Origin of the sequence: uncultured Deefgea sp. (assembly GCF_947072475.1) — a bacterium.
Taxonomy (GTDB): domain Bacteria; phylum Pseudomonadota; class Gammaproteobacteria; order Burkholderiales; family Chitinibacteraceae; genus Deefgea.
The window spans coordinates 1-18,215 of the sequence record NZ_CAMTIA010000056.1; the positions used below are offsets into that span (position 1 = coordinate 1).

The 18,215-nt window shown below is 49.2% G+C and carries 19 protein-coding genes; 11 read left to right on the forward strand and 8 right to left on the reverse strand.

The annotated features are described in order from the left end of the window. Nucleotides 1-179 precede the first annotated feature (179 nt). From Q0V82_RS14035 to mscL, 6 genes are all read left to right on the forward strand, one after another. A complete protein-coding gene (locus Q0V82_RS14035; protein WP_297576788.1) occupies nt 180-815 on the forward strand; it encodes an alpha/beta hydrolase in 636 nt (211 codons plus the stop codon). A 10-nt stretch (nt 816-825) separates the two neighbouring features. Then, on the forward strand, nt 826-1,494 hold the full coding sequence (locus tag Q0V82_RS14040; protein WP_297576789.1) for an energy-coupling factor ABC transporter permease: 669 nt from the start codon (nt 826-828) through the stop codon (nt 1,492-1,494). A gap of 48 nt (nt 1,495-1,542) precedes the next feature. Continuing rightward, the gene (locus tag Q0V82_RS14045) at nt 1,543-1,719 is read left to right on the forward strand and encodes a hypothetical protein (protein ID WP_297576790.1); all 177 of its coding nucleotides are present in this window, start codon (nt 1,543-1,545) and stop codon (nt 1,717-1,719) included. 30 nt (nt 1,720-1,749) lie between these two features. Next, on the forward strand, nt 1,750-3,099 hold the full coding sequence (locus tag Q0V82_RS14050) for a sensor histidine kinase (protein ID WP_297576791.1): 1,350 nt from the start codon (nt 1,750-1,752) through the stop codon (nt 3,097-3,099). A gap of 110 nt (nt 3,100-3,209) precedes the next feature. Then, a complete protein-coding gene (gene rlmM / locus Q0V82_RS14055) occupies nt 3,210-4,271 on the forward strand; it encodes a 23S rRNA (cytidine(2498)-2'-O)-methyltransferase RlmM (protein WP_297576792.1) in 1,062 nt (353 codons plus the stop codon). Nucleotides 4,272-4,361: 90 nt separating this feature from the next. Continuing rightward, nucleotides 4,362-4,787, forward strand: a complete 426-nt coding sequence (gene mscL, locus Q0V82_RS14060) for a large conductance mechanosensitive channel protein MscL (protein WP_297576793.1) — start codon at nt 4,362-4,364, stop codon at nt 4,785-4,787. A gap of 370 nt (nt 4,788-5,157) precedes the next feature. Here the strand turns inward: mscL and Q0V82_RS14065 are convergent, their stop codons facing one another. Together Q0V82_RS14065 and Q0V82_RS14070 are read right to left on the reverse strand one after the other, a co-directional pair. Beyond that, entirely contained in the window at nt 5,158-6,336 is a 1,179-nt protein-coding gene (locus tag Q0V82_RS14065) for an acetyl-CoA C-acetyltransferase (RefSeq protein ID WP_226762634.1), read from the reverse strand. A gap of 99 nt (nt 6,337-6,435) precedes the next feature. Beyond that, the gene (locus tag Q0V82_RS14070) at nt 6,436-8,136 is read right to left on the reverse strand and encodes an alpha/beta hydrolase (protein WP_297576795.1); all 1,701 of its coding nucleotides are present in this window, start codon (nt 8,134-8,136) and stop codon (nt 6,436-6,438) included. Between the two features lie 240 nt (nt 8,137-8,376). Here Q0V82_RS14070 and pbpG point away from each other — a divergent pair, with 240 nt between their 5' ends. Then, complete coding sequence (pbpG, locus tag Q0V82_RS14075) at nt 8,377-9,486, forward strand: D-alanyl-D-alanine endopeptidase (protein ID WP_297576796.1); 1,110 nt, start codon at nt 8,377-8,379, stop codon at nt 9,484-9,486. 93 nt (nt 9,487-9,579) lie between these two features. Here pbpG and Q0V82_RS14080 read toward each other — a convergent pair whose 3' ends face one another. From Q0V82_RS14080 to Q0V82_RS14090, 3 genes are read right to left on the reverse strand one after another with little or no spacing between them, the layout of a single operon-like run. Next, nucleotides 9,580-9,768: a DUF2892 domain-containing protein gene (locus Q0V82_RS14080; protein ID WP_297576797.1), complete on the reverse strand. Its 189-nt coding sequence runs from the start codon at nt 9,766-9,768 to the stop codon at nt 9,580-9,582. Between the two features lie 17 nt (nt 9,769-9,785). Beyond that, nucleotides 9,786-10,214, reverse strand: a complete 429-nt coding sequence (gene trxC / locus Q0V82_RS14085; protein WP_297576798.1) for a thioredoxin TrxC — start codon at nt 10,212-10,214, stop codon at nt 9,786-9,788. A 9-nt stretch (nt 10,215-10,223) separates the two neighbouring features. Then, the gene (locus tag Q0V82_RS14090; protein ID WP_374758551.1) at nt 10,224-11,087 is read right to left on the reverse strand and encodes an MBL fold metallo-hydrolase; all 864 of its coding nucleotides are present in this window, start codon (nt 11,085-11,087) and stop codon (nt 10,224-10,226) included. A gap of 89 nt (nt 11,088-11,176) precedes the next feature. Here Q0V82_RS14090 and Q0V82_RS14095 point away from each other — a divergent pair, with 89 nt between their 5' ends. From Q0V82_RS14095 to Q0V82_RS14110, 4 genes are read left to right on the forward strand one after another with little or no spacing between them, the layout of a single operon-like run. After that, nucleotides 11,177-11,521 (forward strand): helix-turn-helix transcriptional regulator, encoded by a 345-nt coding sequence (locus Q0V82_RS14095; RefSeq protein WP_297576800.1) that lies wholly within the window; start codon nt 11,177-11,179, stop codon nt 11,519-11,521. Continuing rightward, entirely contained in the window at nt 11,511-11,936 is a 426-nt protein-coding gene (locus tag Q0V82_RS14100) for a YeeE/YedE family protein (RefSeq protein WP_297576801.1), read from the forward strand. Before Q0V82_RS14095 ends, Q0V82_RS14100 begins: the two co-directional genes overlap by 11 nt. A 14-nt stretch (nt 11,937-11,950) precedes the next feature. After that, entirely contained in the window at nt 11,951-12,367 is a 417-nt protein-coding gene (locus Q0V82_RS14105) for a DUF6691 family protein (protein WP_297576802.1), read from the forward strand. After that, entirely contained in the window at nt 12,364-14,082 is a 1,719-nt protein-coding gene (locus tag Q0V82_RS14110; RefSeq protein ID WP_297576803.1) for a SulP family inorganic anion transporter, read from the forward strand. The genes Q0V82_RS14105 and Q0V82_RS14110 overlap by 4 nt, the downstream gene beginning before the upstream one ends. Nucleotides 14,083-14,587: 505 nt before the next feature. Here Q0V82_RS14110 and Q0V82_RS14115 read toward each other — a convergent pair. The 3 genes from Q0V82_RS14115 to Q0V82_RS14125 form a co-directional block, all read right to left on the reverse strand. Then, the gene (locus Q0V82_RS14115) at nt 14,588-16,660 is read right to left on the reverse strand and encodes a methyl-accepting chemotaxis protein (protein ID WP_297576804.1); all 2,073 of its coding nucleotides are present in this window, start codon (nt 16,658-16,660) and stop codon (nt 14,588-14,590) included. A 94-nt stretch (nt 16,661-16,754) separates the two neighbouring features. Beyond that, nucleotides 16,755-17,786, reverse strand: coding sequence for an ABC transporter ATP-binding protein (locus tag Q0V82_RS14120; protein WP_297576805.1), 1,032 nt, complete (start codon nt 17,784-17,786; stop codon nt 16,755-16,757). Then, the coding region (locus tag Q0V82_RS14125) for an iron ABC transporter permease (protein WP_297576806.1) at nt 17,786-18,215 on the reverse strand (430 nt) is incomplete at its 5' end. The genes Q0V82_RS14125 and Q0V82_RS14120, both read right to left, overlap by 1 nt.

Genomic DNA, 18,215 nt, shown 5'->3' on the forward strand with positions numbered 1-18,215 from the left:
AGATCAAAATCGCCTTTCTTTCCCCCTCTTTCTTTGGCGAGTCAAAGAAAGAAGGTCCCCGTCGCGGACTGCGACTGTAAACAGCCGTGCCGTAGGCACTTAAAATCATCAACACGTAATCTGAACATCGCCAAAAAAATTGATGTATCTACCTCAAGACCAACCTCAATAAGCCCCCCATGACTATACCCCGTAAAGCACCCAGTTTCGAACCGATCAATATCGCTGGCCCAGCGGGTCGCCTTGAATGTTTACGCCTTGATGCGGCCACCGAAACGCCGATGGGCATCGTCTTGGTGGCCCACCCCAATCCCACCGAAGGCGGCACCTTTAATAATAAAATCGTCCACACGCTGGCCAAAACGCTATCCCGACTGGGCTATATCGCTTACTGCCCGAATTTACGCGGCGTGGGTGAATCAGAAGGCAGTCATAGCTACGGAGAATTTGAACCGGACGACATGGCCGCGGTATTGGCTTTTGCTCGCAAGCAACACCCAGAATTAAAGCGTATTACCTTGGCAGGCTTTTCATTTGGCACGTATGTGCAAAGCTGCTTACGCGCACGCCTAGGTGATGACGAAATCGAAGGCATGATTTTGATTGGCCCAGCAGTCAGCCGTTACGCCTTCCCTAACGTACCCAAGGGCACTTTAGTGATTCATGGCGAGCAAGACGAAGTCATTTCGCTCGAAGCGGTCTTAAACTGGGCACGCCCACAACAATTAGCGATTATTGTTGCGCCGGGGGTTGGGCATTTTTTCCATGGCCGCCTCACGCAATTGGCCGACTTAGTCCACGCCGCTTGGCGTTAAATCACGCCACATGTTAGCCGCAGAACTTATCCCGCCAGGCTTAGTCATGAGCAGCTATTTAGTGGCGCTCTGGCTATTGCAACGCGCGGTTCGGCAAGTGGCTTGGTCGGCGCTCACCCCGGTGGAGATTCGCAGTTGGCTGACTTACACCCTTGCGGTCTTAATCGCTTGGCAGCTGCAAGTGAGCGTTAACCCGGGTATTGCGTTTCATTTATCCGGTGCGACTTTACTGACCTTGATTGCTGGGCCATGGCGGGCACTCTTGAGCATGGCCGCCTTATTGATCATGACTGCGGCTTTTTCGTCCCCCCCACAAGACGCATTGAGTAGCCTTGGTCTCAATTTATTGCTCAGCGCAGCGCTGCCTATTGCGTGTACGCAGGGCTTATTGCGCCTAGCGCAAAGCCGATTGCCGCATAATTATTTTATTTTCATTTTTATTAATAGCTTTGCAGCGGCTGGGCTGAGCATGCTGACACTGGGAATCAGCCAATGCGTTTTACTCGTCACCTTGGCGATTTACTCCAGTGATTTTGTGCTCGATGCAGCACTCCCCTTTTACTTTTTAATGGCGTGGCCGGAAGCATTTATCACCGGACTGACCATTAGCTTACTCGTTGTGTGGGCTCCAGGCACAGTAAGTAGCTTCAAAGATAGTCAATACCTGCGCAAACCGTAATCTTCTGCTAAATTGGTTGCAAGCAAACCAGCAAAAGTACGCCTTGATATGCGCCAAATCCGCACTGATCTAAATTTAATTTTTATCGCGATCGTGACCATCGTCCTCACTGTGTCAGGCGCTTTTTCTTATTACCGCACGCAAGCACAATTGGAGCATGAGCTCAGTGAATTTAAGCAATCACTGACCATTCAATTGCAAAATGTACTTCCCGGTGTGATGTAGAATTTTGATGATCAGCAATTGGCGCTCATCTTGAACGCTGAAATGCGCTCACCGGACATTCACAGCATTGAAATATTCAGCACCGATGCGTTTTTGACTGGGCGAGTTCGAGAAAACAATACCATCGCCCCCCTCAATGCGCCGATCACTCAACTCGGCCCCAACACCGACACCGCTGAAATTTTTTATGAAAAAAAACCTATCGGCAAATTAGTCGTCACGATTTCGCGGCAAAGAGTTGACCAACTACTGCGACAAATGGTGCTAGAAAAAATACTCGAGATTATCCTGCTCGATGCTTTGCTCATGCTGACACTGACGACGGTTTTACAGCATTTTGTCATTAGCCCCCTCTCGTTACTGGGCAAAAAGCTCAGTCAAGCGGCCAATTCAGATAAAGATTTAGAATCAATTGAACTACCGAACAATCCGTATAAAGAATTCTCGGTTTTAACCGATGGCTTTGGCCGCATCATCAAACGACTCAAAGAAGATGTGGCGATTCGCAGCCAAGCCGAGCAACAAATGCGCACCGCCAAAGAGGACGCCGAAACGGCATTAGATCAACTCAAAGACGCGCAAACCAGCCTGATTCAATCCGAAAAAATGGCGTCCTTAGGCGGCTTAGTCGCGGGGATTGCGCATGAAATCAATACCCCAGTCGGCATTATCTTAACGAGCGCTTCGGTCTTACACGATGATTCGGTCATGTTTGCTGCCAAAGTAGAGTCTGGCAATATGAAAAAATCCGAGGTACTGATCTATAGCCAAACAGCAGAGCAATCCTCGGCACTGATTATTAGCAATGCGGTGCGTGCGGCCGAATTAATCCAAAGCTTTAAACGCGTCGCGGTTGATCAAACCTCAGAAGCGCGGCGTGATTTTGAACTCAGCCAATACCTGCACGAAACCGTGACCAGCATTAGTCCGGCACTTAAGCATTCGCAAATTACGATCTTGATTGATTGCCCAGACGAAATTGATATGGAAGGCTACCCTGGCGCGATTTCGCAAATCATTAGCAACCTCATCAATAATGCGGCACTGCATGCGTTTTCCGGCATACCCAATTCGGGCGAAATTAAAAAACAAGTGCACATCATTGCCGAGCAACGCCAACAAAACGTTTCACTCAAAGTCAAAGACAATGGTCAGGGCATTGAGGGCAGCGTAATTGGTAAAATATTTGACCCTTTTTACACCACCAAACGCGCCAATGGCGGCAGTGGCTTAGGACTGAATATTGTGTTCAATTTGGTGACCCAAACACTAGGGGGGCAAATTAATGTCGAGTCGATTGTCGACCAAGGCACGACTTTTAATATGACTTTTCCCCTGGTCGCGCCAAAGCACAAAGAAGCCAGTGAGGCCACGACCTAAGCGACGCCAACCCGCACAGCCAAGCAGGCAGATGCAGGCAAAAACACCAGCGGCATTGGTGAAATCGCTAATTTTGGGTATGCTTGCGCCTTTTGCAACGAGTTCACCCCATGACCAGCACTCAAACCGGACTGCCCTACGCCCTTCTTGCCTACTGTCGACCCGGTTTTGAGCCAGAATGCGCCGAAGAGATTGCTGACCGCGCACTTGCTCCGGGCCAATTTGAACGCGGCGATGGCTGGGTGGTTTTTACCCCAACAGAAAAAAGTGGCTGCCAAAAAGTTTTGCGCGATTTGCTGGCGCTAAATTTGATTTTTTCACGGCAAACACTGCAAGTTCATCAGCGCCTGAGTTTGGGCAGCAAAGACCGTTTAACGCCGATTGTCGAGGCGTTAAAAATTCAAAATACCGTTTTTAGCGATGTTTGGTTAGAGCACCCCGATAGTAATGAAGGCAAATCGCTGTCTGGCTTTACCCGCAAATTTGGTGATTATGTCGCCAAAGCCATGACGGCCAATGCTTGGTTGCAGCCACAAACATCACGTCAACGTTTGCATTTATTTTTCCCAGCGCAAAATGAAGTCATGGTTGCTTCACGTCCGGTTCGCGCCACCGATTGGCTCAATGGCATTCCACGTTTACGCATGCCGTCTGACGCCCCTAGCCGCTCAACACTCAAAATGCTCGAAGCCATTCTGGTATTGGTCGATGAGCCAGAGCGTAAATTTCGTGAAGGCATGACGGCGGTCGATCTTGGTGCCGCGCCGGGGGGTTGGACCTATCAACTGGTTGCGCGGGGTTTGAAAGTATTCGCGGTGGATAATGGCCCAATGAAAGGCAGCATGGACGGCCATCATCAAGTCAAACATGTGCGTGACGATGGCTTTAAATATCGCCCGAAAAACCCAGTCGATTGGCTAGTGTGCGACATGGTTGAGCAACCGATTCGCATCGCCGATCTGATTGCCAAATGGGTCGCTTCTGGCAATGCGCGCCGCGCTATTTTTAATTTGAAACTGCCGATGAAAAAGCGCCATCTCGAAGTTGAGAAATGCTTTGCATTGATTGATCAAAAATTAAAAAAAGCCGACATCTCTTACAAATTAACAGCCAAGCAATTATTTCATGACCGCGAAGAAATCACTTGTTATCTCACGGCAGTGAAAGACTAAACTCAGCAGACACGCCACAGTTTGCTGCCAAAACCATGCATGCTTACATCAAACTGTGGTACAAATCCTTTTCTTTTTAGGGGCTAGCTTATGTTTAAAGAGTTTCGTGAATTTGCCATGCGCGGCAATGTGATTGATTTGGCGATTGGTGTCGTGATTGGAGCGGCTTTTGGTAAGATTGTCGATTCACTGGTCAAAGACATCATTATGCCGCCGATTGGTTTTTTAATCGGCAAGGTCGACTTCACCAATTTATTTGTCACCTTGGCCGATGGCAAAATCGCTGGGCCGTATGCCACGCTCAAAGCCGCGCAAGATGCAGGCGCGGTCACGATGAATTTAGGGATGTTTTTAAACTCGCTGATTAGCTTTATGGTGGTGGCTTTTGCAATTTTTATGCTGGTTAAAGCCATTAACAAAATGAACCGCAATAAGCCCGCACCTGAGGCGGCACCGGCGGCAACACCCGAAGATATTGTGCTATTGCGCGAAATTCGTGACTCGCTAAAAAAATAGGTATTTAATCGGGTCTGTTGACGTTTGGTTTGCCAGCCGCGTTTGTGCGGCTTTGGGCCTGAGGCAAGGCACGAAGCGTGCAGCGTAGTCATTCTACGCCAGCGCTTTGTAACGCAGCATCAGGCTGACTTTATTTTAAAAAAGCCGCCGTCAAACCCTGCGGGCTGGGCGCTTTTCGCGGCGACTCTGTGTTGTAGCAAGCTCACATAGAATGACTATGCTTCGCTTACTACGCCTTGATTCGCAGCGAAAAGCACTCCAGCGCGGCGGAAAACCAAAAGTCAACAGACCCTAGACCTTATTGATAAAGGCCTAGCAATAAATACTCATTATTAAAGACAAGGCTGCAGCGATTCACTGCAGCCTTTTTTTAACGTTCAACGCACAGCGCAACACCCATACCACCGCCGATACACAGCGTTGCCAAACCGCGTTTAGCGTCGCGGCGAACCATTTCATGCAGCAATGTCACCAACACACGGCAACCGGATGCGCCCACCGGATGACCCAGTGCAATCGCACCGCCGTTGACATTGACTTTACTCATATCCCATTTCATTTCACGCGCCACACCCAAAGCTTGCGCTGCAAAGGCTTCATTGGCTTCAATCAAATCCACGCTATCTAAATCCCAACCGGCACGCTTAAGTGCAGTTTGGCTCGCCAAAACTGGCCCCATCCCCATAATCGTTGGATCAACGCCAGTGCTCGCCGAGGCACGAATCGCCGCCATTGGCTTTAAGCCCAAGGCATCCGCACGTTCACGCGTCATCAACAATACCGCTGCTGCGCCGTCATTAATACCCGATGCATTGCCAGCGGTGACCGTACCGGCTTTATCAAAAGCGGCCCGCAATTTAGCCAAAGACTCGGCAGTCGTCGCCGGTTTAATAAATTCGTCTTGATCAAAAATAACCGGATCACCCTTACGCTGCGGGATGCTCACCGGTAGGATTTCATCGGCGAATCGGCCTGCCGCTTGCGCTGCAGCCGCGCGTTGCTGCGACGTTAACGCCAAAGCGTCTTGCTCTTCACGGCTAATTGCGTATTTTTTAGCAATATTTTCAGCCGTTACGCCCATATGGTATTGATTGTAAACATCGGTTAAGCCGTCATACACCATACTGTCAATCAGGTTGGCATTGCCCATCCGAAAGCCATCGCGGCTACCATTAAGTAAATGCGGCGTTGCGCTCATGTTTTCTTGACCACCGGCGATCACAATCTCGCTATCGCCAGCCAAAATCGCTTGCACGCCCAATGCCACGGCCTTCAAACCAGAGCCGCACACCTGATTAATCGTCAAGCCCGGTACCGCATCTGGCAAACCGGCAAGACGAACCGACTGACGCGCTGGGTTTTGTCCCAATCCGGCGGTTAATACATTACCTAAAATCACTTCACTCACTTGCTCAGCGGCCAAACCGGTTTTAGCCAGCAAGCCACGAATCACCGTAGCACCCAATTCGGGTGCCGATACTTTGGCCAAAGCGCCAGAAAAATTACCTAGCGCGGTACGATATGCGGCAACAATAACAACCTCTGTCATACAAAACCTCGTTAATTTAAATAATTTGCAAGTAAGTTTGTAAGTCAATACACAATAAAAAAGCAAGGCGAATCGCCTTGCTCTCTCGAAAAACCAAATTTAAACCACACGTGCCTTCACATAACGGCCAGGTGCGGCCTCAATCATTTTAAATTGCGCGTTGCCGAGTTTTTTGGCCGCAGCGATTTGCGAGCCCGATTGCGGTGCAAGCCAAGCACTCCAATCTTGCCACCAGCTACCCGGATGAGACTCAGCTTGCTCTAGCCACGCATCAGCGTCTTGATCGGTATTTTCATTCACCCAGTAATTACGCTTATTGGTCGAAACTGGATTAATCGCACCGGCAATATGCCCAGAAGCGCCCAAAACAAACCGTTTTGGTCCTTGCAAAATTCGATTGCTTAAATACGCCGAATGCCAAGGCACGATATGATCTTCTCGCGCAGCAAAAATATATGCGGGGACTTTAATTGACGTTAAATCAATCGGCGTACCACACAGACTAAATGAATTAGGCTTAGTTAGATTATTTTCTAAATACATATTACGTAAAAAGAAAGTATGCATCGGTAGTGACAAATTAGCCGAATCACTATTCCAATACAGCAAATCAAATGGCGGTGGGTTTTTACCTTTAAGGTAATTATTAACCACGTAATTCCACACTAAATCATTAGAGCGCAATGCCGCGAAGGTTTTAGCCAATTCTTTGCCATCAATCACCCCTTCGACTTGCGACTCTCGCTGGCGAATTAAATTCCAATCAATGAAATGCTTAATTTCACCCGGCTCAGTATGGTCAAGCATGACGGTCATTAAAGTAATCGATTCAAACCAATCCAAGCCACGCGCTTGCAAGACCGGCATCGCGGTGGTCAATAATTCGCCGCCAATACAAAATGACAGGGCATTGATTTTTTCAGCTTTACTAATTGCGCGAACCACTTCGGCGGCTTTAATGACGCCTGACTCAATATAATCATCCCATTGCAAATGACCTTGATTGGCTTCAATCGATTTCCACGATATTAAAAAGGTGCTATAGCCTTGGCTCACAATATAAGCGACCATTGAATTGGCCGGCTGTAAATCCATAATGTAATATTTATTCACGCACGGCGGAATAATCAACAACGGTCGGCTATACACTTTGGCGGTGGTTGGGGTGTATTGAATGAGTTGAAATAATTCATTCTCAAAAATCACTTCGCCTGGCGTCACCGCTAGATTCTCACCAATGGCAAATTGACTTTCATCGGTCATGGTAATGGCACCTTTTTGCATATCGGCCATGAGTTTTTTCATGCCTTCTTGCAAACTTTCGCCTTTCGTTTCTAGCGCCAGCTTCATCACTTCCGGATTAGTAAAGGCAAAATTAGTCGGGCTCATTGCATCTAAATACTGCCGCGTAAAAAATGCCGCCTTCTCTTTACTGGCCTCGTCACTACTGGCCGCGCCCACCATTTCCAGCAACCATTTTGACGTGACTAAGTAATTTTGGCGGATATAGTCAAACAGCGGTGCATCCCATTCTGGCGAATTAAATCGACGATCGCTTTTGTCTGCCTCAGCCACTTTAGCCACCGGCTTAGCGCCAATAAGGCCTAACCACAAGTCGAGCTGCTGTTGATAAAATTGCGATTGCGACCCCAGCCATGCGCAATGCACTGGGCTCATTTTTTGAGCCAAATCATTCATCGCATGCATCGAATCAACTGACTCCGCATTGGGCTGCGAATTCACCCAATTTTGGGTCCACTGGCGATGCGCTTCAGTAATTTGCTGAAAAAAATTGTCCATAGCTGGGTTATTTAACACGGTGTATTGCTCCGATTTTATTCTGCAGATTAATTGACACGGGCCATTTTATTGCAATGCAACATTATCCCAGTCTAACAAAGTTTGCAAGCTTTGCAACTCCTCAGTTGTTGCTTTGAAAAAACACCACTACTACTTGATTTAACATGACATTTTTCAATCTATTCAGTAAAATAAATTACCGATTACTAATGCACAGCCCGAATAGGTTGGGGAAGATTGATGTCTAAGCTTATAAATTCATTATGTGTGCTGATTAGTGCCAGTGTGATTGCCTACACCCCGCTTGCTTATAGCGCAGAAAAAACCAAAGAAACGCAGTCAAGCAGCGCAAAAAAGCCCGCAGCAAAGCCCAAAAAAACCGCCGCTAGCCCACCAAAAAAGGCATTAAAAACAACAGCGTCTAATAAAAAAACCACCAAAACCAGCAGCGCCAAAAACACCAAAGCGAAACAATCCAAAGTCACTTATACCAGCCGTAAATCTAACGTTTCAAAATTGGCGATTGCCAATGCACGGCAAGATGTTCAAGTGACGCGCACCATTGCCGCGCGCATGGATGCCAATAATCCCGGCGTACAATCAAGTGGTGTATTGGTATTAAACCAACAATCGGGCGAAGTTTTATACGAAAAAAATGCCGACAGCATTATTCCGATTGCATCCATTACCAAATTAATGACGGCGATGGTCGTGCTTGATGCACATTTACCACTGAATGAATTAATTAGCATTACCGAAGCGGATATCGATACGCTTAAAAATACCAGCTCTAGACTCTCGGTAGGGACGACACTCACTCGTGGCGAAATGCTGCTTTTGGCGCTAATGTCATCGGAAAATCGTGCTGCATCAACGCTAAGCCATCATTTTCCTGGTGGCAAAGACGCCTTTATTCGTAAAATGAATGAAAAAGCGCAACAATTGGGCATGCGCAATTCGCGTTTTTATGATTCGACCGGACTAAACCCGAGCAATGTGTCTTCGGCACGTGAATTGGGTTTAATGGTTAAAGCGGCGCAGCGTTATCCTGAAATTCATCAATTCTCAACCTCAAGCGAATATAGCTTTGCTTCTAATAAAAATGGCAGCATGCTGACATTTCGCAATACCAATCCTTTAGTAAAAGACAGCGATTGGGATATTGGGGTTTCCAAAACCGGTTTTATTAATGAAGCGGGTCGCTGCATTGTGATGCAGGCGATGATTAATGGTAAACCCGTCATTATTGTACTAATGGATTCGAGCGGTAAATACACCCGAATTGGCGATGCGCAGCGGATTCGTAAATGGATGGAAACCAGTCCGCTGGCCAAATTACGCGCCGGATAATTTTTATTGCAAATAAAAAGCACCAATTTTATATTGGTGCTTTTTTACTTTGTAACACAGCCATAAATCAAACAACTAACACCGAGCGAGCGATCACTTCTGCTTTAACGGGCAGGTATTTAAGCCAAAGAGTCGATACAAAGGGCAATAGCGAAATATCCCCGTCGCTAAAGGCACAATGCCAATCCAGCCCCACACACCAATCGAGCCCAATAGCGTCGCCAAGATTAATCCGCCACCAACGAGCACCCGCAAAGTACGGTCCAAACCACCGACATTCATGATTGTTCTCCTTCAGTTTATAAAAACTGCTGCAGCCACGCTTTAAACTGTCCGGCCGACAAAGCACCCGACATTCGTTCCAGCTCCACGCCCTTTTCGATCACCAACAGCGTAGGAATACTGCGCACCCGATATTGCTGCCCTAAAGCGGGCTGCGCCTCAGTATCGACTTTCACAAATAATAATTGCCCTGCCATAGCGCCCGCCGCTGCGGCAAAAGTGGGGCCAAAGGTTTGGCAAGGGCCGCACCAAGGCGCCCAAAAATCGATCACCACGGGCCAAGGGCTGTGTTTTAACATGAGTGATAGATTTTCATCGGTCGCCGAAATCGGCGCACCAGACAGCAACGGTTGATGACAAGCGCCGCATTGCGGCTGCTCACTCATGCGCTCAACCGCGAGCTTGTTTTTGGTTTGGCAATGCGGGCAGGCCAGAATTAAACTCATTTTTATTCCTTAAATCATATTTAACGGTATTTTTAAAAATTGTCGGCCCTGCGCGTCCGCTGGCGGCCAATGCCCTGCGCAAATATTGACTTGAATCGAAGGCAAAATTAAGCTTGGCACAGCCAGCGTGGCATCCCGCGCTTGGCGCAAAGCCACAAAGTCGTCGCAACTTCGCCCCAATGGCAAATGAATATTTTGTGCTTTTTGTTCGGCAATACTGCTTTGCCACTGATATTGGTCTCGCCCGGAGGGCAAATAATCATGACAAACAAATACCCGTGTTGCATCGGGCAATTGATACAATTTTTGCACCGAATGGTAGAGTGTTGCCGCGTCACCGCCGGGGAAATCACAGCGCGCGGTGCCCACATCAGGCATAAAAATCGTATCGCCAACAAAAACCGCATCGCCAATTAAAAACGCCATATCAGCAGGGGTATGTCCAGGCACATATAATGCCTTTGCGATCAAGCTGCCTATACCCCACTCTTCATCGGCGGCGAACAAATAATCAAACTGGCGACCATCGCTGGCAAGCTCAGATTCTAAAGCAAAAATAGGTTTGAATATTTGCTGTACCTGTTCAATCCCCTGCCCGATGGCGATCTGGCCACCCAACTGCTGTTGCAGCCAAACCGCCGCCGACAAATGATCGGCATGCGCGTGCGTTTCCACAATCCAATCCACGGTGAGATTGAGCGATTGCACTGCGGCGAGTATTTTTTGCGCCTGATGGGTGGCTGCGCGACCCGAGTGGAGATCAAAATCGAGCACCGGATCGATGACTGCAGCATGACCGCCGGCAGTGTCGTAAACCAGATAGCTGAATGTGCAGCTTGCCGAATCAAAAAAAGGCAGAACCTGCGGCGTCATTGGCGACATAGCCATCCCTTATGAAATTTATTTACATATAATATATTTTTATATATTATAAAGTCAACTTTTGTTTAATGGCGACCAGAATGGATCCACACGCAATGAATGCCATGCGCATTGCTGCCTCACAAGCAACGCAAACCCTCAAAATATTAGGCAACGAAGATCGGCTGTTATTGCTGTGCCAAATGGTGACCGGAGAGAAATGCGTTTCAGACTTTGAAGATTTACTCGATATTCGCCAGCCGACCTTATCGCAACAACTGAGCGTTTTACGTCATGCCGGTCTGGTAAATACTCGCCGCGATGGCAAACGAATTTATTACTCGCTCGCTAGCCAAGAAGTTCAGCACCTCATTAAAGTGCTGTACGAGCTGTATTGTCCTATCGACCTTGGCAATCCCCCTTCGGAGCCTTCGCATGCAGATTGATTACGCAAACTTTACCCCGCTCGCCTCATTGGCGGGTGGCGCTTTAATTGGCTTGTCCGCAGGCTTACTGATTTTGCTCGCGGGCAAAATCGCAGGGATTGCTGGCATTTTGGGTGGCTTAGCGAATCGATCACCCGATCGCACTTGGCGAGCCTTATTTGTATTGGGCTTACTGATTTCGCCATGGATTTGGCAGCTGTTTGCACCACTGCCGTCTTTAACCATGGTCACCTCAATACCCGGGCTGATCATCGCCGGCCTGCTGGTCGGCATCGGCACCCGCTACGCCAATGGCTGCACTAGTGGCCATGGTATTTGTGGTCTGTCGCGGTTTTCATTGCGCTCGCTGATCGCGGTACTGGCCTTTATGAGTAGCGGCTTTGTCAGCGTTTACCTGATCAAACACCTTCTTTAGGCGGATTATTCATCATGAAATTAAATCTACTGGCGCTGATCACCGGCCTTATTTTTGGCTTGGGTCTGTTATTAGCAGGCATGGCCAGCCCAAGCAAAGTACAGGGCTTTCTCGACATCACCGGACTATGGGACCCGAGCTTGGCCTTCGTCATGATGGGCGGCATTGCCGTGGCGGTCATTTTCTTTACGCTGGCCAAAAAACGCACAACCACCCTCGTCACGCATGAGGCGATGAAACTGCCGAACAACCAAACCATTGATGCTCGACTCATTCTGGGTAGCGTTGCTTTTGGCGCGGGCTGGGGCATTGCTGGCATCTGCCCTGGTCCGGCCTTAGTCATCGTCGGCGCAGGCTCAGTCGGCGGAATTATTTTCTTTATCGCCATGTGGGCGGGCATGAATTTATTTGAGCGGTTGCAAACACGATGAAATGGCCCATTTTAACTTGGCTGCCCAACTATCGCCGCGAGCAAGCTTACGGCGATTTTGGTGCCAGCATTATTGTGGCCTTGCTGCTTATCCCGCAAGGATTGGCCTATGCGCAACTTGCAGGTTTACCTGCATTGGCGGGCATTTATGCCAGCATTGCGCCGGTCTTAATTTATGCCTTATTGGGCAGCAGCATGACCCAATCGGTTGGGCCGATGGCGATCACGTCGGCAATGGCCGCCACCGCACTGATGCCGCTCGCGCCAGCCGGTAGCGCCAGCTATATCGCCCTGGCGGGCACTTTAACCTTGATTTCGGGTTTATTTATGCTGTCTTTTGGCAGTTTTAAACTCGGTAAACTCACGCGAATTTTATCCATCCCGGTGATTCAAGGCTTTAGTGCGGGGACGGCACTCTTGATTGCGCTAACACAAACTGGCGCATTACTCAGCGTTTCATGGCAAAGCAGCAATCTGATTGATTGGCTCATGGCGGCCCCAGCGGCACTGCAACAACAGAACATCATCCCAACGCTTTTTGGCCTTGCTGGTTTAGCCCTATTGTGGGCCACTGGCGCACCAACGATTTCATTACTGCAACGCTGGGGCACCCCATTCAAAACAGCGCAACTGATGAGCCGAGTTTTGCCTTTATTCGTGCTTATTTTTGCTGGCTTAGTGCTGCAATTTGCCTTGTCCGACCAGCCGCAAATCCATATTATTGGTGCGCTACCGAGCGCTGGATTAAGTTTCATAACGCCGAAAATCACCGTTAATGCGCTAGAGCAGCTTTGGTTGCCTGCGCTGTTAATTGGCTTGGCTGGATTTTTACAAAGCATCACCATCGCGCAAACCATCGCTGCTGAGCGCAATGAAAAAATCTCGGTCGATCAGGAATTTATCGCGCTCGGTGGCGGCAATGTGGCGGCTGCGTTTGTCGGCGGCATGCCAGTGAGTGGCGGATTTTCTCGCACCGCAGTCAATGCCAGTGCGGGCGCGCACACCCCGCTAGCAGGCGTAATGACGGCAGCGTGGATGTTATTGGGGCTGTTGTTTCTTAAAGACGTGATCGGTCTATTGCCGCTGCCTTTATTGGCGGCGACCATTGTCTTGGCCACTTTAAAAATGCTCAGCCCGGCTTCTTTACGCGCAGCATGGCGCATTGATCGCCGTGATGGCGCCGCTTGGCTACTGACTTTTTGCTGTGTCTTACTGGTTGGCCCAATCAACGGCATCGCCATTGGGGTTGGGGTTTCTTTATTACTGTTTATTTTACGCACCAGCAAACCGCATCTGGCGGTCATTGGCCGTATTGCAGGCAGCGAGCATTTTCGCAATACGCGGTTTTTTAAAGTAGAAATGCCCGCCCACATTGTGGCGATTCGAATTGATGAAAGTCTGTACTTTGGCAATTGCAATCAAGTCGTTGAGCAATGTGAACGATATTTATTGGATTACCCGCGCGCTAAAAATTTAATTTTGGTGCTATCGGCGGTGAACTCAATTGACGTCAGCGCCATCGAAGCTTTGCGTGATTTTCGCAAGTCCCTTGCGCAAAAAGGCATTACTTTGCATTTGGCCGAAGTAAAACGTCAGGTACAAAACACCTTGCAACACAGCACCTTACTGTATGAACTAGCCCGACCGATTTTTCTCTCCACCCACATCGCGGTCAAAACGCTCAGCGAGCCCGCAGCAGAAGATTTCAGTATTTAATTAGGGCTTTATTTAAATACGACGCGAATGGCATTCTGTGGCTGTGGCATGACATCAACAGCCAATCAGATGTCTCAGCATTATTAAGGTAATGTTCAGATTTGGTGTTGATGCTGTGCCGCGCTCGTCGAGCTGGGGCTTAAAAACCCGTCTAAGCGCACCGAGTGAGGAGAGAGACAAACAGCTATATCGTTTGGCTCACGACGATCGAGGGCACAGCGGAGCTGGGCGCGCTCGGGTCGCCTTTCTTTCCCCCTCTTTCTTTGGCGAGTCAAAGAAAGAGGGTCCCAGTCGCGGACTGCGACTGTAAATCACCGTGCCGTAGGCACTTAAAACCATCAACACGTAATCTGAACATTGCCATTATTAATTGGGTATTTAACTGCAGGGCACGCCAATAAAAACCCATAGAGAGATACCCCATAATTTCAACGTAGTAAACAAAAAAGCCGTTCAAATAATGAACGGCTTTTTTGCGCTAAGCATCGACAACTTACCATCGAGACTAGAGCTTAAATCCAGACACAATGGTTTTTAGATGTAAGGCCATTTGCTCCAAATCTTTCACCGAAGCGCCTACTTCCGACATCGCGTCACTATTGCGTTGTGACATATTGCTGATGGTCTCGATGTTTTGTGCGATGTCGGTACTGGCCGCCGCTTGTTCACGCGTGGCATTGGCGATGTCGCCAATATTAATCAAAAGCTGCTCCGTCCCAGCACGAACGGTGTTCATCGATTCGGCCGCTTGGCGTGACAACTGTACGCTCGCGCCCACTTGCTGCTGGGTTACTTGCATATGATCGCCCGCTTTATGAATCTCGCCTTGAATTGCGTTTACGATTTTAGAAATCTCAATCGTCGCCTCGCCCGAGCGACCCGCGAGTTTGCGCACTTCATCGGCCACCACCGCAAAACCACGCCCCATATCGCCTGCGCGCGCCGCTTCAATCGCCGCATTCAGTGCCAATAAATTGGTTTGATCGGCAATTTCTTTAATCGTTTTCACAATCTGATTCACTTGCAACGATTGGGTATTCAAGCTTTGCATCGACGCCACCAAATGCGCCATTGTTGCGTGAATTTGTGCGATTTCTTTCGCCACTTCATCGACTTTAACTTGACTGGCCGAGGTTTCCTTGCCGGTTTCACGCGCCGTTTGTTCAAAATCATGCGCCGAATCGGCAATGTGCTGAATACTGACGGTAACTTCCTCAACGCTCGCGGCCGTTGAGGTGGCTGCCTCAGCCTGATGCATTGACGAGGTTTTTACCGTTTCAGCCGGCCCGGCCAACTGCTGGCTGGCCTGGCTGACCGCTTCGCTTTGCGAGCGAACATCTAAAAACATCCCGCGTAGCGTGACCACAAATTGATTAAACGCTTGAGCGGTGCGGCCGATTTCATCTTGGCCATGAATCGGCAATTGCCGGGTTAAATCACCTTGACCGCTGGAGACTTCTTCCATCGCTATAGCTAAACGGCGCAGCGGTGCAATCAAGGTATTCAATACCACCCCTAACACGGCAACTATCAGCACAATGGCGATCAAACCGACCAAGATCGCCCAATTGCGCACGCTAACCGCCTCAGCCACCACCACCGACTCTGGCACGACAACGCCCACCGCCCACGGCTGCTGGCTATTGCCCATTTTGATCGGCTGATACTCATACAACAGGCCATCGCGCTCAAAACGCAGCGCTTTACCGGCGCTTAAATCAGCCATAAAGCCGGCTGGAAAATCGGCGGCATCGACTTTTTTACCGGCTTTTTCCGCGTCCGGCGCAACCACATATAAGCCCGCGTTTGAAATCAAACTCACTTGGCCAACACCAAAAGGCTTGGCCTGACCGATACTGGCCTGCAATGACGCCAAAGGCAGATCCACTGCGGCCACGCCCAAAAATTGCCCTGCTGCATTTTTAATCGCCGCCACCAAAGAAATCATCAACACTTGCTGGCCATTCACATCGTAAGTCGCCGGCTCAGTCACCGAGTCTTGCTGACGCTGCTTGGGAATAAAGTAAAAATCGCCCCAACCCGCGCTTTCGTAAGGTGCTTGATATTGCTCGGGATTAGTCCGAAATGGCTCAGCGGCGGCTTTTTGTGCCGCCCCCAGCATCGCATCTTGAATGATTTTGCCTTCACTACGAACAATATAAGGGGTATATCGCCCAGTGGGATCATGCTTGGGCCAGTCCTGCCGATACCCATCATCTTTACCATCTAGCGCATTGGGCTCCCACACCATATACAAACCCGAGGCCAAGGGCTGAGATGCCAACATGCTCATCATCAGGCTATCGAGCACTTTGCGCTCAGGCACACCGCTCGCTTGCATCCCCGTCATCGCCAACGCCAAATTGATGGGTAATTGGTAAGCGGCAGTAAACTGACCTTCAACTTGATCGGCATAAGCCCGCGCTTGTTCTTGCAAACGCAATACGCCTTGTGCTTTAGCCGATTGATACGCATTGCTGGCAATGATTAAAATCATTGCCGAAAAGCCAGTCACAATGGCTGCAGTGGTAAACAACAAGATTTTGGTTCTTAAACTCATACGGCTTAAGTGCAGCATTTGAAATCCAGCGAGAGAGGTAATTAGTTATATTAATTTTAACTAATACTGCACTATTCACCTAGACAAATCACCAGCAACAGCAAATCAAACACTATTCGACTTTAAAATAAATCACATGCTCGCATTCAACCTCAATGCCAATGGCTTCGCCAATCGCATGGTTGTGATGGCTAGGCACCAAAGACAACACTTTATGCCCGGAAGGCAGCGCCAAGGTGTACAAAAAATGCGCGCCACGAAACACCTTGGCCACCACTTCAGCTTTGAGCGGGCTGTGATCGACATGCACAATATCATCCGGGCGGATCAGCACTTCCATTTCAGTGCCAATACCGCATTCAATTGGCACCGTGCGGCAAATTTCACCCAATTCAAATTCAATACAATTGGGGCCACTTAAGCGCGCGGGCAGCATCACCCCTTCGCCAATAAAATTAGCGACAAAACGATCCGCCGGTTCATGATAAAGATCATACGGCGCAGCCCATTGCCGCAACGCCCCGTCGTGCATCACCCCTACACGATCGGCCATCGCAAACGCTTCGCGCTGATCATGCGTCACTAAAATCGCCGTGGTGCCGCTGGCTTTTAAAATCGCCCGCACCTCTTGCCCCAAACGCTCACGCAACTCAACATCTAGATTTGAAAATGGCTCGTCAAGTAATAACAACCGCGGCTTGGGCGCTAAGGCGCGCGCCAATGCCACTCGCTGCTGTTGCCCACCGGACAATTGATGCGGATAGCGATCTTCCACATGGCTTAAGCCGACCAACTCCAGCAGTTCAGCTATTTTTTGGGCGTCTTTATTCGGCAAACCAAACGCAATATTGGCCGACACCGTTAAATGCGGAAACAAGGCGTAATCTTGAAACACCATGCCGATACCGCGTTCTTGCACCGGCGTTTGCAATTGGGCCGAGCCCACTTGTCGCCCCGCCAAAACGATGCTCCCCGCCGTCAAAGGCTCAAAGCCAGCAATGGCGCGCAAAACCGTGGTTTTACCGCAGCCCGAAGCGCCGAGCAAACAGGCTATTTCACCCTCAAGCAAGTCAAACGACAAATTTTCGACGACCTTACGTCCAGCAAATGAAACTGCCAACGCAGCAACTTGTAGCAAAGCCATTATTCACTCTCTGATTTTCTAACCAATAAAATCACTGGCAATAAGCCACTGATTACAATTAACAAGCTCGGCAAAGCGGCGTTTTGCCACATGCCTTCGGACGTCATTTCAAACACCCGCACTGCTAAGGTATCCCAACCAAATGGGCGCGTCATCAAGGTGATTGGCATTTCTTTCATCACATCGACAAACACCATCAACACCGCTGTCATCACCCCGCCTTGCAGTAGCGGCAAATGCAAACGCCACAATAAACCGCGCTCGCTCACCCCCAAGGTGCGCGCCGCATCTTCTTGATTGCGACTAATCCTTTGCATCGCACTATCAATCGGTTGGAAGCCCACCGCCATAAACCGCGCAGCCAAAGCCAACAGCATCACCGCGACCGAGCCTTTTAAAATCTGAAAAGTGGTAAAACCCAAAGCATGG

Excerpts from the sequence above, each read along its gene's own strand:
- Q0V82_RS14090 (WP_374758551.1), bottom strand. The coding sequence starts at position 11,087 with ATGACGCCGCAGGTTCTGCCTTTTTTTGATTCGGCAAGCTGCACATTC.
- pbpG (WP_297576796.1), top strand. The coding sequence starts at position 8,377 with ATGTCTAAGCTTATAAATTCATTATGTGTGCTGATTAGTGCCAGTGTG.
- rlmM (WP_297576792.1), top strand. The coding sequence starts at position 3,210 with ATGACCAGCACTCAAACCGGACTGCCCTACGCCCTTCTTGCCTACTGT.
- Q0V82_RS14080 (WP_297576797.1), bottom strand. The coding sequence starts at position 9,768 with ATGAATGTCGGTGGTTTGGACCGTACTTTGCGGGTGCTCGTTGGTGGC.
- Q0V82_RS14110 (WP_297576803.1), top strand. The coding sequence starts at position 12,364 with ATGAAATGGCCCATTTTAACTTGGCTGCCCAACTATCGCCGCGAGCAA.
- Q0V82_RS14120 (WP_297576805.1), bottom strand. The coding sequence starts at position 17,786 with ATGGCTTTGCTACAAGTTGCTGCGTTGGCAGTTTCATTTGCTGGACGT.
- Q0V82_RS14065 (WP_226762634.1), bottom strand. The coding sequence starts at position 6,336 with ATGACAGAGGTTGTTATTGTTGCCGCATATCGTACCGCGCTAGGTAAT.
- trxC (WP_297576798.1), bottom strand. The coding sequence starts at position 10,214 with ATGAGTTTAATTCTGGCCTGCCCGCATTGCCAAACCAAAAACAAGCTC.
- Q0V82_RS14100 (WP_297576801.1), top strand. The coding sequence starts at position 11,511 with ATGCAGATTGATTACGCAAACTTTACCCCGCTCGCCTCATTGGCGGGT.
- Q0V82_RS14095 (WP_297576800.1), top strand. The coding sequence starts at position 11,177 with ATGGATCCACACGCAATGAATGCCATGCGCATTGCTGCCTCACAAGCA.
- Q0V82_RS14045 (WP_297576790.1), top strand. The coding sequence starts at position 1,543 with ATGCGCCAAATCCGCACTGATCTAAATTTAATTTTTATCGCGATCGTG.
- mscL (WP_297576793.1), top strand. The coding sequence starts at position 4,362 with ATGTTTAAAGAGTTTCGTGAATTTGCCATGCGCGGCAATGTGATTGAT.
- Q0V82_RS14115 (WP_297576804.1), bottom strand. The coding sequence starts at position 16,660 with ATGCTGCACTTAAGCCGTATGAGTTTAAGAACCAAAATCTTGTTGTTT.
- Q0V82_RS14105 (WP_297576802.1), top strand. The coding sequence starts at position 11,951 with ATGAAATTAAATCTACTGGCGCTGATCACCGGCCTTATTTTTGGCTTG.
- Q0V82_RS14040 (WP_297576789.1), top strand. The coding sequence starts at position 826 with ATGTTAGCCGCAGAACTTATCCCGCCAGGCTTAGTCATGAGCAGCTAT.
- Q0V82_RS14035 (WP_297576788.1), top strand. The coding sequence starts at position 180 with ATGACTATACCCCGTAAAGCACCCAGTTTCGAACCGATCAATATCGCT.
- Q0V82_RS14070 (WP_297576795.1), bottom strand. The coding sequence starts at position 8,136 with ATGGACAATTTTTTTCAGCAAATTACTGAAGCGCATCGCCAGTGGACC.